The following is a 14,486-nucleotide window of genomic DNA, read 5'->3' as shown; positions in this document are numbered from 1 at the left end:
CTCTTTCAGCGCCACTGCAGCAGCAGCGACCACGGCTGGCGGCTCATGTGGCGATCGATGCATGCGCTGCCGCCCGCCGTGCAGCCTTCGGGCAGGTAGCTCGGGTCCAGCAGCCGCGTGCCGGGCGCAAAGGCCAGGCGCCGCAAGGTGACCGACTGCAGCACGTTGCCACCCACGGCATCGAAGCCCGCACCGTCCACACCCACCACCACATCGCAGTGCATCGGCAACGGTGCGCCGCCCGTGGGGCGCCCGGCGAGCCACTCGCCGATCTTGCCGAAGCCGTCGAGCGCGGCACCGCGCGCGCCGCGTGCATGGCAGACCAGGTCGCCCGGACGCGGCGGCGTGCGCATCAGGTCGCAGGCGCGCAGGGCTTGCGGTGTTGCGCGGCCCGCTGCCTCGTCGATGCCGGCCTGCCAGGCGGCGCCGGCGTAGTCGACGTGGGCCTCGGAGAAGACGAACTCGTCGGCACCGAGCCCGGCCTCGCGCGCGACCCAGCTGATGAACGCGGCGGACCACGGCGTGTCGATCACCGCGACACGCTGCAGGGCCACTTCGATGGCGCGCTGGTCCGACGCGCCCAGCCCCTGGTCGGGGCCGACACCCAGGCCTTGCAGGCGCGCGGCGCTCGCCTGGTTCAGCGCGTCGGTCAATCGCGTGCGGTCGGCCGCGTGCGGGGCGCCGAAGCGAACGAGCGAGGGCAGCCGCTCGCTCGACGGATCGACCGCGCGCCAGTAGCGCAGCACGCGTTGCCATGCGGGCAGCGCGTCGATCGGATGGCGCGTGTCTTCTGCTTCCGAATAGCCAGACTCGGTGAGTCGGCCTTCGGCGTCCATGGTCTGGCTGCCGAAGGCAACGTGCTCTTGTCGGGCCAGCGCGGCCATCGCGAGGGCGCGTGGTGGCGGCGGAATGTAGGAGGCCGTGGCAAGGCAGCCGGACGCGGCCGATGCGAAGGTGGGCGCCGCCGCGAACGCCAGGGCTGTGCACAGCGTGCGCGCTGCGTGGCGCAGCGGTTGTGTGAGCGCGGAGGAGGGCGCGATGACGGGCGGTGGCGGCATGTGAGGCGAGCATAGCGGGGCACTGCCCGCGACAAGCAGAATGCAGGGCGCTCCCTGAAGCGCCGGGCCGTCCGGTGCAGGCGCTCCACCGTGAAGCTCAAGACCATCCTGCTGCGGATCCTCGGCGTCATCGCCGGCCTCGTGATCGCGGGCTATGCCGCGTTCCAGTGGAGCCCGTGGCCTTCGGTGCTGATGATCCGCTACGCCTTCGGCAAGGGCTCGGACGCCGCGTCGCAGTCGCTGCAGAAGCACGTGCCGACTGGCATCTCGGCGGTGCTCGATCAGCACTACGACGAGGCCGACCCGGATGCCTACCTCGACGTGTTCCGCCCGGCCTCGGCGGGCGCGCAGCCCTTGCCCACCATCGTGTGGGTGCACGGCGGCGCCTGGGTCTCGGGCCACCGGCGCGACGTGGCGAACTACGCGCGCGTGCTGGCGGGGCAGGGCTTCACTGTCGTGGCAGTTGGCTATTCGATCGCGCCGGGCCAGGGCTATCCGGTACCGGTGCGGCAGGTGAACACGGCGCTGGGTTATCTGGTGCGCGAGGCGGCGCGGCTGGGCGTGGACCCCGCGCGGCTCGTGCTGGCCGGCGACTCGGCGGGCGCGCACATCGTCGCGCAGGTCGCGAACGCGGTGGCCGTGCCCGGCTATGCGAAAGCCGTGGGCCTCACGCCCGTCATCGCGCGCGAGCAGCTGCGCGGCATGCTGCTGCACTGCGGTGCCTACGACGCGGCGCAGGCCAAACTCGACGGTGCGTTCGGTGGCTTCCTGCGGACCGTGTTCTGGTCATACAGCGGCAGCAAGGATTTCCAGAACGCGCCGGCCTTCGAGACCGCGTCGGTGCGTCGTTATGTGACCGGGGCTTTTCCGCCGTCGTTCATCACTGCGGGCAACGGCGATCCGCTCGAAGGGCAGTCGCGGTCGATGGCGCAGACCTTGGTCGCCAAAGGCGTGCAGGTCGACAGCCTGTTCTTCCCCGCCGACCAGGCGCCGGCGTTGCCGCACGAGTACCAGTTCAACCTCGACGATGCGCCGGGGCGGCTGGCGCTGGAGCGCTCGCTGCAGTTTCTCCGGCGCGTCACGGCGCCGTAGCCGCATCAGCCCTGGGGCTTGCTCGGCAGGTCGCCTTCGCGCAGCTTGCGGCCGACCCACATCAGGCCGGTTTCGTAGTCGGCGCTGCCGACCTGCACGCCGCCCACGGTGCGCAGCGCGCCGGTGCCGTCGTCGGTGGCCGGGCCTTCGCCCGTCAGGTCGCCGGGGACCAGCAGGCGGCCGTCTTTCAGGAAGTCGGCGATGCGCAACTGGCGCATGCCGCGGCCCCAATGCCAGTGCTGCTTGAGGTCGAAGGATTTCGGCGATGGCGCGGGTTTGGATTTCTTCACGGGATGTCGGGGAGGGGCTTGCGAAGGGTCGCGTTGGCGCAGGCAAACGTACAAGCGAACGCACCATGAAAAAAGCCTGCTACCTTGTGGGTAGCAGGCTTTCCAGCGTTTCCGCGATGTTGGTTGGTGGGCCCTGAGTGACTCGAACACTCGACCTACGGATTAAGAGTCCGCTGCTCTACCAACTGAGCTAAGAGCCCTTGCTTTGAAAACCGTTAGTGTTTTCTGGCAAGACCACGAGTATATACCAATCTTTTTGGGACTTCAAAAATTTTCTGCACATTTGTACGAGAGCGTTAGGATGCGCGACCGTCGGGGCCCCGCCCCACCCCCTATCCGAGGAGTTTTCGATGAGCGATGCAAGCAACACGCCCCATGTACTGATCACCGGCGCCGCGGGCGCGCTGGGCCGGGCCGTGGCCCAGCACTTTCTTGACCAGGGCGCGCGGCTCGCGCTGGTCGACCACCACGCCGGTCGCCTGGCCGAAGTCTTTCCGGGCCTGGACAACTCGCAGCACCTGCTGCTGGCCGGGGACGTGACCTCGGCGCCCGACATGGCGGCGCTCACCGGCCAGGTGCTGCAGGCCTTCGGCCGCGTCGATGCGCTGGTGCACATTGCCGGCGGCTTCGAGATGGGCGAGGCGACGCACGCACTCACGCGTGCGAGCTGGGACCGGATGATGAACCTCAACGCCTGGTCGTTCGTCGCCGTGACGCAGGCCGTGCTGCCCTCGATGATCGAGCGCCGCGCGGGCCGCATCGTCGCGGTGACGGCCAAGGTGGCGGCGCGCGGCTTGCCGGCGATGGCGGCGTACATCGCGTCGAAGAGCGCGCTGCAGCGCCTCGTGGAGTCGATGGCGGCCGAGGCCGCGCCGCACGGCGTGAACATCAACAGCGTGGCGCCCAGCGTGCTCGACACGCCGGCCAACCGCCAGGCGATGCCCGACGCGAACCCGGCCGAGTGGGTGTCGACCTCGGTTGCGGCGCAGACCATCGGCTTCCTGGCATCGCCGGGCGCCGCAGCATTGCACGGCCAGCACCTGACGCTCGACGCCTGATATTTCCCGGCCGCAGCGCACAGCTGCAAATGAAAAAGGCCTTGGCGATTGCCAAGGCCTTTTTGCTGGGTCGGTTGGTGGAGAGGAGGAGGATCGAACTCCCGACCTCCGCATTGCGAACGCGGCGCTCTCCCAGCTGAGCTACCCCCCCAACACAGGCCACATTTTATCCAGCCGCGCATTTCCATGCACGCGGCCGTGCCAAGATGCGCCCCGGAAAAACAAGGAGCAAACACCGCATGGAAGCGCACGACCCCGCCTGGCTGGAAGGCATGTACAACAACCTGGCGCGGGTGAAGGACCACCCCGCGTACTTCGCGCGCTGGGGCCGCGATTCCGCCGCGGCGCGCGACACGCTGCCGTGCCGCATCGACGTGCCCTACGGCACCGGACCGAACGAAACGCTCGACGTCTTTCCGGCGCCCGTGCCCGATGCGCCGGTGCTGGTCTTCATCCACGGCGGCTACTGGCGCGCCATGGACAAGAAGGACCATTCGTTCATCAGCCCCGCCTTCCACGACCGTGGCATCTGCGTGGTGCAACCCAACTACGCGCTGTGCCCGGGCCCGGTCGACCAGCCGGTGACGGTGCCGGACATCCTGCTGCAGATGGTGCGGGCGCTCGAATGGACCTGGCGCCACGTGGCGGCGCATGGCGGCGACCCGTCGCGCATCACCGTCGCCGGGCATTCCGCGGGCGGCCACATGGCGGCGGCGCTGCTGGCCTGCGACTGGAAGGCGGTGGCGCCCGATCTGCCTGCGCAGCTCGTGCGCAATGCGCTGTCGGTCTCGGGCCTGTTCGACCTGCGGCCGCTGCAGCGCACGCCCTTCCTCGAGCACACGCTGAAACTCACCGATGCCGACGCGCGGCGCGCGAGCCCGGCGCTGTGGCCTGCGCCGGCGCGCGGCCAGCTCTATGCGGCGGTGGGGGGCAACGAGAGCGCCGAGTTCCTGCGCCACAACGCGATGATCCGCGAGGCCTGGGGCCGACACACCGTGCCGGTGTGCGAGGTGCTGCCGGGGCTCGACCACTTCGGCGTGGTCGATGCGCTGGCCGATCCGGCGCACGCGCTGCACCGCTACGCAGTGCAACTGCTCGAGGCCTGAAAGAAAAGACGGGCGGGCAGAGGGCCGCCCGTCGCGCTCACATCAGCAGGTGTTCGCCGGCGTTGTCGCCGCCCAGCGTGACGTAGTTGACCTTGCGGATGTCCATCAGCGTGCGGCCGCCCGCGTAGCTGATCGAGCTTTGCACGTCCTGCTCCATCTCGACCAGCGTGTCGGCCAGCTTGCCCTTGATGGGCTCGAGGATGCGCTTGCCTTCGACGTGCTTGTATTCGCCCTTGTTGAAGTCGCTGGCCGAGCCGTAGTACTCCTTGAAGAGCGTGCCGTCGACGTCGACCGTCTTGCCCGGCGACTCTTCGTGGCCCGCGAACAGCGAGCCGATCATGACCATCGACGCGCCGAAGCGGATGCTCTTGGCGATGTCGCCGTGGTCGCGGATGCCGCCGTCGGCAATGATCGGCTTGGTGGCCACGCGCGCGCACCACTTGAGCGCCGACAGCTGCCAGCCGCCCGTGCCGAAACCGGTCTTGAGCTTGGTGATGCAGACCTTGCCCGGGCCGATGCCGACCTTGGTGGCGTCGGCGCCCCAGTTCTCCAGGTCGATCACGGCTTCGGGCGTGCCGACGTTGCCGGCGATCACGAACGACTTCGGCAGCTTGGCCTTGAGGTAGCCGATCATGTTCTTCACGCTGTCGGCATGGCCGTGCGCGATGTCGATGGTGATGTATTCGGGCACGAGGCCTTGGGCCACCATCTGGTCGACGGTGTCGTAGTCGGGCTTCTTCACGCCCAGCGAGATCGAGGCGAACACGCCTTTGCCCTGCATGTCCTTCACGAACTGGATGTTGTCCAGGTCGAAGCGGTGCATCACGTAGAAGTAGCCGTTCTGCGCGAGCCACAGGCAGATCGACTCGTCGACCACCGTTTTCATGTTGGCAGGCACCACCGGCAGGCGGAAGGTGCGTTCGCCCAGCGTGACGCTGGCGTCGCATTCCGAGCGGCTTTCCACGCGGCATTTGCGCGGCAGCAGAAGGATGTTGTCGTAATCGAAGATTTGCATGACCAGGCTCCAAAAAGGAATCGTTGAGTGGAACGAATGAGCGCTTGGTCCGGCCGGTTCTCGTGGTCGCGTCATGAAAATGACGACCAAAAAAAACCGGACGCAAGAAACTTGGGCCCGGTGATTGATTTTACGGCCATGGCGATGATGCGCAAGTCGCCGGGGCGTATTGACCCTATGGGTTGCTGCATATACCCGACGACCGCAGTGCGCCTCTTCCTCAGAACCGGTAGCCGATGCCCACGCCGAACAGCCACGGGTCGACCTTCACGGTCGACAGCTGCACGCCGTCCATGTTCACGGCGCTGCGAATGCGCAGCTTCTTCACGTCGATGTTGAGGTAGGTGTTCTTCGCCACTTCGATGTCGACGCCGGCTCCCAGCGCGAAGCCGAAGCTCTCGTTCTGCAGCTGCAGGCGGCCGACCGTCGGCACCTGCAGGTTGACGCTGCTCAGGCGCGTGTAGTTCAGGCCCGCGCCGATGTAGGGGCGGATCTTCGCGGTGGGCATGAAGTGGTACTGCAGCATCAGCGAGGGCGGCAGGTGTTTGAAGGTGCCGATGTCCACCGGGCCGCCCAGCGCGCTCTGTTGCACGGTGACCGTCTGTTTCTGCGGCACCGTCAGCACCAGCTCGGCGGCGATGTTCGGCGTGAAGAAGTAGGTGACGTCCAGCTCGGGAATGGTCTTGCTGTTGACCGTGATGGCATCGGCCGGAATCGACAGGTCGGCCACCGGCGCCGAGTGGTTCGCCGGCTTCAGGTACACGGCGCGGGCGCGCACCAGCCAGTTGCCTTGTGCTTCCTGCGCGGCGGCCGGCAGGGCGGCCATGGCGCCGAGCAGGGCGGCGAGGCAGGCGGGGGCGAGTTTCTTGGGCATGGGTTCTCCAGTGACGGCCGGCGCGCAGGGCCGGCAACTGGAAGGCAGTCTCCCGTCCGACAGCGCCGTGCCGCTTGATCTGCCGCAAGCGCGGCGGGCTGGCGCATGCCCGCGGGCCCGGCCTTGATCCAGGTCATGCCCGCAGGGGCAAGCGCGTCCGCCGGGGCCCGGGGCGGGGCAGCTTTCTACAATGGCACCCATGCTCCCTCACGACCTGTTTTCCGGCGCGTCCGCAGCCGATACGGGCGGCCCTGCCTCGCCGTTGCTGAACAACCTCAACGCCGAGCAGCTTGCTGCCGTCACGCTGCCCGCGGGCAATGCCCTCATCCTTGCCGGTGCCGGCTCCGGCAAGACGCGGGTGCTCACCACCCGCATCGCCTGGCTGCTGCAGACGGGGCAGGTGTCCGCCGGCGGCATCCTGGCCGTCACCTTCACCAACAAGGCCGCCAAGGAAATGATGACGCGGCTGACCGCGATGCTGCCGGTGAACGTGCGCGGCATGTGGATCGGCACCTTCCACGGCCTGTGCAACCGCCTGCTGCGCGCGCACTGGAAGCTGGCCAACCTGCCCTCGACCTTCCAGATCCTCGACACACAAGACCAGCTCTCGGCCATCAAGCGCCTGATGAAGCAGTTCAACGTCGACGACGAGCGCTTTCCGGCCAAGCAGACCCAGTGGTTCATCGCCGGCGCCAAGGAAGACGGCCTGCGCCCCGGCGACATCGAGGCCCGCAGCGACGACGACCGCAAGAAGGTCGAGCTCTACCAGCTGTACGAAGAGCAGTGCCAGCGCGAAGGCGTGGTCGACTTCGGCGAGCTGATGCTGCGCAGCTACGAGCTGCTGCGCGACAACGATCCGGTACGCGAGCACTACCAGCGGCGCTTCCGTCACATCATGGTCGACGAGTTCCAGGACACCAACCGCCTGCAGTACGCGTGGCTAAAGATGCTCTCGGGCCACACGGCGGCCGGCGGCCACTTCACGCCGGGCGAGTACAACAGCGTGATCGCCGTGGGCGACGACGACCAGAGCATCTACGCCTTCCGCGGCGCGCGCGTGGGCAACATGACCGACTTCGTGCGCGAGTTCGACGTGCGCCGCCAGATCGTCCTGGAGCAGAACTACCGCAGCTACAGCAACATCCTCGATTCGGCCAACGAGCTCATCAGCCACAACAAGAAGCGCCTGGGCAAGAACCTGCGCACCGACCAGGGGCCAGGCGAGCCCGTGCGCGTGTACGAGTCGCCCACCGACCTCGCCGAGGCGCAGTGGATGGTCGAAGAAATGCGCCAGCTGGCGCGCGACGGCTTCGACCGCAAGGAAATGGCCGTGCTCTACCGCAGCAATGCGCAGAGCCGGGTGATCGAAACGGCGCTGTTCAATGCCTCGGTGCCGTACCGCGTGTACGGCGGCCTGCGCTTCTTCGAGCGCGCCGAAATCAAGCATGCGCTGGCCTACCTGCGCCTGCTCGAGAACAAGGACGACGACACCAGCTTCCTGCGCGTCGTCAACTTCCCGCCGCGCGGCATCGGCGCACGCACGCTCGAAAGCCTGCAGGACGCGGCGCGTGCCGCCGGGCGCTCGCTGCACGACGCGGTGAGCGCGGTCGGCGGCAAGGCCGGCTCGAACCTCACGGCCTTCGTTGCCAAGATCGACGTGCTGCGCGAGCAGACCCAGGGCGTGAGCCTGCGCGAGATCATCGAGCTGGTGCTCGACCACAGCGGCCTCGTCGAACACTACAAGGCCGACCGCGAAGGCGCCGACCGCATCGAGAACTTGGACGAACTCGTGAACGCGGCCGAAAGCTTCGTCACGCAGGAAGGCTTCGGCCGTGACGCCGTGGCGCTGCCGGTCGACGAGCTGCGCCAGTCGCCCGCCAGCCAGGGGCTCGACCCCAGCCGGCCGGTGCTCGACGAGCCGCTGGCGCCCGATGCCGAAACCGGCGAAACGCTGAGCCCGCTCGCGGCCTTCCTGACGCATGCGGCCCTCGAGTCGGGCGACAACCAAGCGCAGGCCGGCCAGGACGCGGTGCAGCTCATGACCGTGCACGCCGCCAAGGGCCTGGAGTTCGACTGCGTGTTCATCACCGGCATGGAAGAGGGCCTGTTCCCGCACGAGAACTCGATGAGCGATTTCGAGAGCCTCGAGGAAGAGCGTCGCCTGATGTATGTGGCCATCACGCGCGCACGCAAGCGCCTGTACCTGAGCCACTCGCAGACGCGCATGCTGCACGGCCAGACGCGCTACAACGTCAAGAGCCGCTTCTTCGACGAGCTGCCGGAAGGCGCGCTCAAGTGGCTCACGCCGAAGAACCAGGGCTTTGCGCCCTCGGCCTTCGGCTATGGCGGCGGCTACGGCAGCACGCGCGGCGGTGCCGGTGGCTACGGTGGTGGGGGCGGCGGCAACCGCTACGGCGGAGGCGGTGGCAGCGCCAGCAAGGACACCTTCGCCAGCCCACCCGTGCCGCCGCAGAAGACCGCGCCGTCGCACGGTTTGCGTTCAGGCATGCAGGTGTTCCACAACAAGTTCGGCGAGGGCACGGTGACCGCGCTGGAAGGCACCGGCGACGATGCGCGGGCGCAGGTGAAGTTCGCGCGCCACGGCGTGAAGTGGCTGGCGCTGTCGGTGGCGAAGCTCACGCCGGTCTGAGGACGGCGGTCCCGCTTGCCCGAAAGGGCAGCGGGCGATGCCGACTTCAGTTCGCGTCGAAGCTGTCCCGGAAGGTGAACCAGGTCGAGGCCAGCGACATGGCCGCCAGCACCAGCGCGGTGCCGATCATCAGGATGTTGCCGATCGCCAGGGCTGCGCCGTCGGAGCCCATGGCGCCGACGCCGATCAGCACGGTGGCGAGCAGGCCGATGGCGATGCCCGCGAGCATGAACACGCCGAACCACGCCAGGCCGAACAGCGCGTAGGCGCCGAAGTTGCGGAACAGCGCGACGATGCTGAAGAAGACGCTCTTCACCGGCTCCACGCGGTGCCAGTGCACCAGCGCCGGCGCATGCCACATGGCCAGCGACAGCGGCAGGTTCAGGCACATCAGCAGCGTGCGCGCCGTGAGGAACTCGCTGCTCTTCATGACCTCGGGCGTCACCACCTCGTCGAACAGGTAGGCGCGCATGAGCTGGCCGCCGTCGACCAGTGCCGTCAGCGTGACGGCCAGCACGAAGTACACGGCCGAGATCACGCCCAGCACCACCAGCGAGCGCCATTCGGTGCGCATGGCGTCGAACACCGCGATGAACATGGCCGAGCCCGTGGGGCGGCCCAGGTCGCCCGCGTTGCCCAGGCCGTCGGCGTTGTCGGTCGCGGCCACCGAGGTCGCGACCATCAGGCCGAGCGTCATGAAGGGCAGCAGGATCGGGGCGAGCACGCTGCCGAGCAGCGGCAGCATCGACACCGTCGAGATCATCGCCATCAGCAGGAAGAACAGCGAGATGAAGGCCAGCGGCTGGCGCCAGAAGGTCTTGAGTCCGAGGCGGACCCAGTCGAAGCCGGTGCGCGCCGGCACGAGGTGGAGTTTCATGTGGGGGGCACACCTTCTTTAGGCTGCCAGCGCCGGCTCTAAGACGTGGGCGATGGCGTGCGGGTGGGTGGCACGCTCGCGCAGCACGCGCTCGAAGTGCGTCGGGTCGTGGGGCTTGAGCATGCTGGCCTCGCGCGGCAGGTGGAAGTCCCACAGGCGCGAGATCCAGAAGCGCAGCGCGGCGGCCCGCAGCATCGCGGGCAGCAGGGCGCGCTCGGAGGCGTTCAGCCTGCGCACGCTCTCATACGCGGCGAGCAGGGCGTCGGCGCGGGCGGCGTCGTGCCGGCCGCTGGCCAGGTCGATGGCCCAGTCGTTCAGGCACACGGCCAGGTCGAACAGCCAGGTGTCGGTGCCGGCGAAGTAGAAGTCGAACACGCCCGTGAGGCGCGGCGGCGCGTCGGGCTCGCCGTCGGTCGCGAACATCACGTTGTCGCGGAACATGTCGGCATGCACCGGGCCGCGCGGCAGTGCCGCGTAGGCCGACGATTCGGCGACATGGTTCTGGTAGGCCAGCTCGGCGCGCAGCAGCGCAGCCTGCGCCTCGTCCATGTAGGGCAGAACCACCGGGGCGGTTTCGTTCCACCAGGGCAGGCCGCGCAGGTTGGGCTGGATGCGCGGGTAGTCGCGCCCGGCCAGGTGCATGCGGGCCAGCATGGCGCCCAGTTCGCCGCAGTGGGCGGCGGTGGGGGCCAGCTCGCTGCGGCCCGAGAGCTTCTGCACCAGCGCCGCCGGCTTGCCGGCCACGCGGTGCAGCAGCTCGCAGGGCGCCTGCGCGGGGATCGACAGCGCATGGCCGGTCGGCGGCGCCACGGCTGGGTCGGCCACGGGCGCGGGCACCGGCAGGCCGGCACCGGCCAGGTGCTTCATGAGGCAAAGGTAGTACGGCAGCTGCTCGGCGCTCAGGCGCTCGAACAGCGTCAGCACGAATTCGCCCGACTCGGTGGTGGCGAAGTAGTTGGTGTTCTCGATGCCGCCCTCGATGCCGCGCAACTCGCGCAGGGCGCCCATGCCAAGGCGCTGGACGAGCGCGTCTGCCTCGCCGAACTGGACTTCGGTAAAAACTGCCATGGCGATGCTCAGCGCCGGACGGCGGCTGCGGGAGAAAAGAGGGAGGGCGGGAAGGAGAACGACAGCGTCACGGTCAGAACTTCAGCACGTTCCAGACACGCGGGCCGTTGCCGCCGCTGTTCGCGTCGCCGGTCGTGCCGGGGCGGGCGCTGCCGCCGTCGTTGGGCAGTACTTCGTAACCGGGCATGTTCGACTTGGGCTTGACGTTGATGCTCTGCGTGCGGCCGCCGTAGCGCACCTCGTCGACCGAGGCGCCGCTGTCTTCCGTGTGGATGTGCTCGACCTTCTGGTTGCGCCGGCCGTCAGCTTGCTCCTGATTTTGTAGCGGTTCCGCCGGTGTCGGCTTGGCAGCAGGCGCGGCCGGCGCCTGCGCGAGGGCGGCAACGGGGGTGGCGAAAGCCAGCGCCAGCAGGATGCGGCGGGCGACCAGGAGTGGGGAGCTAGGCATGCACGGATTGTAGGCGTGCACCCGCTGGCGGCGTGTCGGCCGCCAGCCGACCCTGGTGTCGTTCCGGACGCCGGTCCGGGCACGGCAAAATGCCCCGATGACCGACAAGAAAACGCTGCTGCTCGTCGATGGCTCGAGCTACCTGTACCGGGCCTTCCACGCGATGCCCGATCTGCGCGCCGTGCCCGGCGACCCGAAGAGCCCGGCCACCGGGGCGATCCGGGGCATGATCAACATGATGACCGCGCTGCGCCGCGAGGTGCGCGCCGACTACGCGGCCTGCATCTTCGACGCCCCCGGCAAGACCTTCCGCGACGACTGGTACCCCGAGTACAAGGCCAACCGCTCGCCGATGCCCGACGACCTGCGCAGCCAGATCGACCCCATCCACGAAGTGGTCAAGCTGCTGGGCTGGCCGGTGATCACCGTGCCCGAGGTCGAGGCCGACGACGTGATCGGCACGCTCGCCAAGGTGGCGGCCGCGCAGGGCATCGAGGTGATCGTGTCCAGCGGCGACAAGGACCTGAGCCAGCTGGTCGACGAGCACATCACCATCATCGACACGATGAACGGCAAGAAGCGCGACATCGCCGGCGTGACGGCCGAGTTCGGCGTGCCGCCCAGCCTCATGGTCGACTACCAGACGCTCATCGGCGACACGGTCGACAACGTGCCCGGCGTGCCCAAGGTCGGCCCGAAGACCGCCGCGAAATGGCTGCTCGAATACGGCTCGCTCGATGCGCTGGTTGAACGCGCTGCCGAAGTGAAGGGCGCCGCCGGCGAAAACCTGCGCCAGGCGCTCGACAAGCTGCCGCTGAGCAAACGCCTCGTCACCATCCGCACCGACTGCGACCTGAACGGCTTTGTCGAAGGCCTGCCCTCGCTCGAAGGCCTGCCTGTCGGCGCGCCGCAGACGGCCGAGCTGAAGCCCTTCTACGAGAAGTTCGGTTTCAAGAGCCTGGTCAAGTCGCTCGAAGCGCAGGAAGTGCCGCCCGAGCTGATCGAAGAGAGCGCCAAGAAGAAGGCCGCCGTCAAGGCCGACCGCGACCAGGGCGGCCTGTTCGACGAGCCCTCCGAGCTGGACGCGCAAGAGGCCGCCGCGCCCGCGAGCAACCTCAAGTACGACACCATCATGGAATGGGCGCAGTTCGACGCCTGGCTCGCCAAGCTCGAGGCCGCCGAACTCACGGCCATCGACACCGAGACCACCTCGCTGGACGAAATGGTCGCGCAGATCGTGGGCATCAGCTTCAGCGTCACGCCGGGCGAAGCGGCCTACATTCCGCTCACGCACAACTACCCCGACGCGCCCGCGCAGCTGCCGATCGACGAGGTGCTCGCCAGGCTCAAGCCCTGGCTCGAGAACGCCGACAAGAAAAAGCTGGGCCAGCACATCAAGTACGACCGCCACGTGTTCGCCAACCACGGCATCGAGGTGCAGGGCTACGCGCACGACACCATGCTGCAAAGCTACGTGCTCGAAGTGAACAAGCCGCACGGCCTGTCGTCCCTGGCCGAGCGCCACCTGGGACGCAGCGGCATCTCCTACGAGGACCTGTGCGGCAAGGGCGCGCACCAGATCCCGTTCAGCCAGGTCGACATCGCCAAGGCCGCCGAGTACTCGTGCGAGGACAGCGACCAGACGCTCGACGTGCACCACGCGCTGTGGCCCCTGCTGCAGAAGGAAGAAAAGCTGGCCTACATCTACCAGCTCGAAATGGATTCGAGCGAGGCGCTGTACCGCATCGAGCGCAACGGCGTGCTGATCGACGCGCCCACGCTGGCCGCGCAGAGCCACGACCTGGGCACGCGCATCATGGCGCTGGAGCAGGAGGCCTACGACATCGCGGGCCAGCCCTTCAACCTCGGTTCGCCCAAGCAGATCGGCGAAATCTTCTTCACCAAGCTGGGCCTGCCCGTGGTCAAGAAGACGCCGAGCGGCGCGCCCAGCACCGACGAAGAAGTGCTCGAGAAGCTGGCGGAAGACTATCCGCTGCCCGCCAAGATCCTCGAGCACCGCGGCCTCTCGAAGCTCAAGGGCACCTACACCGACAAGCTCGGCCAGCTGGCCAACCCGCGCACCGGCCGCGTGCACACGCACTACGCGCAGGCGGTGGCCGTCACGGGTCGCCTGAGCAGCAACGACCCCAACCTGCAGAACATCCCGATCCGCACGCCCGAAGGCCGCCGCGTGCGCGAGGCCTTCGTGGCACCGGCGGGCAGCGTGATCGCCAGCGCCGACTACTCGCAGATCGAGCTGCGCATCATGGCCCACATCAGCGGCGACGAATCGCTGCTGCGTGCCTTCACCGACGGTGTCGACGTGCACCGCGCCACGGCTGCCGAGGTGTTCGGCACCACGCCCGACCAGGTGTCGAGCGAGCAGCGCCGCTATGCCAAGGTCATCAACTTCGGGCTCATCTACGGCATGAGCAGCTTCGGCCTGGCGAAGAACCTGGGCATCGAGACCAAGGCCGCGGCCTCGTACATCGATCGCTACTTTGCGCGCTACCCGGGCGTGAAGACCTACATGGACCAGATCGTGGAGTTCGCGCGCGACAAGGGCTATGTCGAGACCGTGTTCGGCCGGCGCCTCTACCTGAGCGAGATCAACGGCGGCAACGGCCCCCGCAAGAAGGCGGCCGAACGCCAGGCCATCAACGCGCCGATGCAGGGCACGGCGGCCGACCTCATCAAGCTCAGCATGGTCAAGGTACAGAACGTGCTTGACGAAGAGAAGCGCGCCACCAAGATGATCATGCAGGTGCACGACGAACTGGTGTTCGAAGTGCCCGAGGCCGAGGTCGAATGGGTGCGCACCGAAATCCCGCGCCTGATGGCCGGCGTGGCGGCGCTCAAGGTGCCGCTGCTCGCCGAGATCGGCGTCGGTCCCAATTGGGACAAGGCCCACTGATCCTCCTTCGCACGACCCCCAAGAGACAAACGACAG

Annotated in this window: 12 protein-coding genes and 2 tRNA genes; 5 read left to right on the top strand and 9 right to left on the bottom strand. The window is 68.0% G+C overall.

Annotation, left to right across the window (positions count from 1 at the left end):
* Window positions 1-5: 5 nt before the first annotated feature.
* Window positions 6-1,058: a DUF2272 domain-containing protein gene (locus AC1RL8_RS17390; protein ID WP_492686050.1), complete on the bottom strand. Its 1,053-nt coding sequence runs from the start codon at window positions 1,056-1,058 to the stop codon at window positions 6-8.
* 90 nt (window positions 1,059-1,148) lie between these two features.
* Here AC1RL8_RS17390 and AC1RL8_RS17385 point away from each other — a divergent pair, with 90 nt between their 5' ends.
* Complete coding sequence (locus tag AC1RL8_RS17385; RefSeq protein ID WP_354347540.1) at window positions 1,149-2,150, top strand: alpha/beta hydrolase; 1,002 nt, start codon at window positions 1,149-1,151, stop codon at window positions 2,148-2,150.
* Window positions 2,151-2,155: 5 nt separating this feature from the next.
* Here AC1RL8_RS17385 and AC1RL8_RS17380 read toward each other — a convergent pair whose 3' ends face one another.
* Both AC1RL8_RS17380 and AC1RL8_RS17375 read right to left on the bottom strand, forming a co-directional pair.
* Complete coding sequence (locus AC1RL8_RS17380) at window positions 2,156-2,440, bottom strand: hypothetical protein (RefSeq protein ID WP_062468955.1); 285 nt, start codon at window positions 2,438-2,440, stop codon at window positions 2,156-2,158.
* 124 nt (window positions 2,441-2,564) lie between these two features.
* A tRNA-Lys gene (locus tag AC1RL8_RS17375) sits at window positions 2,565-2,640 on the bottom strand.
* A 150-nt stretch (window positions 2,641-2,790) separates the two neighbouring features.
* Between AC1RL8_RS17375 and AC1RL8_RS17370 the strand changes: the two genes are divergently transcribed.
* The gene (locus AC1RL8_RS17370; protein ID WP_095946812.1) at window positions 2,791-3,498 is read left to right on the top strand and encodes an SDR family NAD(P)-dependent oxidoreductase; all 708 of its coding nucleotides are present in this window, start codon (window positions 2,791-2,793) and stop codon (window positions 3,496-3,498) included.
* A 75-nt stretch (window positions 3,499-3,573) separates the two neighbouring features.
* On the opposite strand, the gene AC1RL8_RS17365 is transcribed toward AC1RL8_RS17370, so the two are convergent.
* Window positions 3,574-3,649, bottom strand: a tRNA-Ala gene (locus tag AC1RL8_RS17365).
* Between the two features lie 88 nt (window positions 3,650-3,737).
* Here AC1RL8_RS17365 and AC1RL8_RS17360 point away from each other — a divergent pair.
* Window positions 3,738-4,604 (top strand): alpha/beta hydrolase, encoded by an 867-nt coding sequence (locus AC1RL8_RS17360; protein WP_492686053.1) that lies wholly within the window; start codon window positions 3,738-3,740, stop codon window positions 4,602-4,604.
* A gap of 37 nt (window positions 4,605-4,641) precedes the next feature.
* On the opposite strand, the gene AC1RL8_RS17355 is transcribed toward AC1RL8_RS17360, so the two are convergent.
* On the bottom strand, window positions 4,642-5,619 hold the full coding sequence (locus AC1RL8_RS17355) for a GMP reductase (RefSeq protein WP_095744259.1): 978 nt from the start codon (window positions 5,617-5,619) through the stop codon (window positions 4,642-4,644).
* 220 nt (window positions 5,620-5,839) lie between these two features.
* Complete coding sequence (locus AC1RL8_RS17350; protein ID WP_492686055.1) at window positions 5,840-6,493, bottom strand: OmpW/AlkL family protein; 654 nt, start codon at window positions 6,491-6,493, stop codon at window positions 5,840-5,842.
* Window positions 6,494-6,692: 199 nt separating this feature from the next.
* On the opposite strand from AC1RL8_RS17350, the gene AC1RL8_RS17345 reads away from it, so the two are divergent.
* Window positions 6,693-9,143 (top strand): UvrD-helicase domain-containing protein, encoded by a 2,451-nt coding sequence (locus AC1RL8_RS17345; RefSeq protein ID WP_492686058.1) that lies wholly within the window; start codon window positions 6,693-6,695, stop codon window positions 9,141-9,143.
* A 46-nt stretch (window positions 9,144-9,189) separates the two neighbouring features.
* On the opposite strand, the gene AC1RL8_RS17340 is transcribed toward AC1RL8_RS17345, so the two are convergent.
* From AC1RL8_RS17340 to AC1RL8_RS17330, 3 genes are all read right to left on the bottom strand, one after another.
* Window positions 9,190-10,020, bottom strand: coding sequence for a BPSS1780 family membrane protein (locus AC1RL8_RS17340; protein ID WP_095744262.1), 831 nt, complete (start codon window positions 10,018-10,020; stop codon window positions 9,190-9,192).
* An 18-nt stretch (window positions 10,021-10,038) separates the two neighbouring features.
* Complete coding sequence (locus tag AC1RL8_RS17335) at window positions 10,039-11,088, bottom strand: homoserine kinase (protein WP_492686060.1); 1,050 nt, start codon at window positions 11,086-11,088, stop codon at window positions 10,039-10,041.
* 73 nt (window positions 11,089-11,161) lie between these two features.
* Complete coding sequence (locus AC1RL8_RS17330) at window positions 11,162-11,536, bottom strand: hypothetical protein (protein ID WP_492686062.1); 375 nt, start codon at window positions 11,534-11,536, stop codon at window positions 11,162-11,164.
* 97 nt (window positions 11,537-11,633) lie between these two features.
* On the opposite strand from AC1RL8_RS17330, the gene polA reads away from it, so the two are divergent.
* The gene (gene polA / locus AC1RL8_RS17325; protein ID WP_492686064.1) at window positions 11,634-14,450 is read left to right on the top strand and encodes a DNA polymerase I; all 2,817 of its coding nucleotides are present in this window, start codon (window positions 11,634-11,636) and stop codon (window positions 14,448-14,450) included.
* Window positions 14,451-14,486: the final 36 nt, after the last annotated feature.

Source organism: Variovorax sp. GW822-FHT04E09 (assembly GCF_058800845.1).
Note: the sequence above shows the minus strand (reverse complement) of the source record. Positions and strands in the feature narration are given on the sequence as shown.

Coding starts and splice junctions, on each gene's coding strand:
- AC1RL8_RS17390 (WP_492686050.1), bottom strand. CDS start 1,058: ATGCCGCCACCGCCCGTCATCGCGCCCTCCTCCGCGCTCACACAACCG.
- AC1RL8_RS17370 (WP_095946812.1), top strand. CDS start 2,791: ATGAGCGATGCAAGCAACACGCCCCATGTACTGATCACCGGCGCCGCG.
- AC1RL8_RS17360 (WP_492686053.1), top strand. CDS start 3,738: ATGGAAGCGCACGACCCCGCCTGGCTGGAAGGCATGTACAACAACCTG.
- AC1RL8_RS17355 (WP_095744259.1), bottom strand. CDS start 5,619: ATGCAAATCTTCGATTACGACAACATCCTTCTGCTGCCGCGCAAATGC.
- AC1RL8_RS17350 (WP_492686055.1), bottom strand. CDS start 6,493: ATGCCCAAGAAACTCGCCCCCGCCTGCCTCGCCGCCCTGCTCGGCGCC.
- AC1RL8_RS17345 (WP_492686058.1), top strand. CDS start 6,693: ATGCTCCCTCACGACCTGTTTTCCGGCGCGTCCGCAGCCGATACGGGC.
- AC1RL8_RS17340 (WP_095744262.1), bottom strand. CDS start 10,020: ATGAAACTCCACCTCGTGCCGGCGCGCACCGGCTTCGACTGGGTCCGC.
- AC1RL8_RS17335 (WP_492686060.1), bottom strand. CDS start 11,088: ATGGCAGTTTTTACCGAAGTCCAGTTCGGCGAGGCAGACGCGCTCGTC.
- AC1RL8_RS17330 (WP_492686062.1), bottom strand. CDS start 11,536: ATGCCTAGCTCCCCACTCCTGGTCGCCCGCCGCATCCTGCTGGCGCTG.
- polA (WP_492686064.1), top strand. CDS start 11,634: ATGACCGACAAGAAAACGCTGCTGCTCGTCGATGGCTCGAGCTACCTG.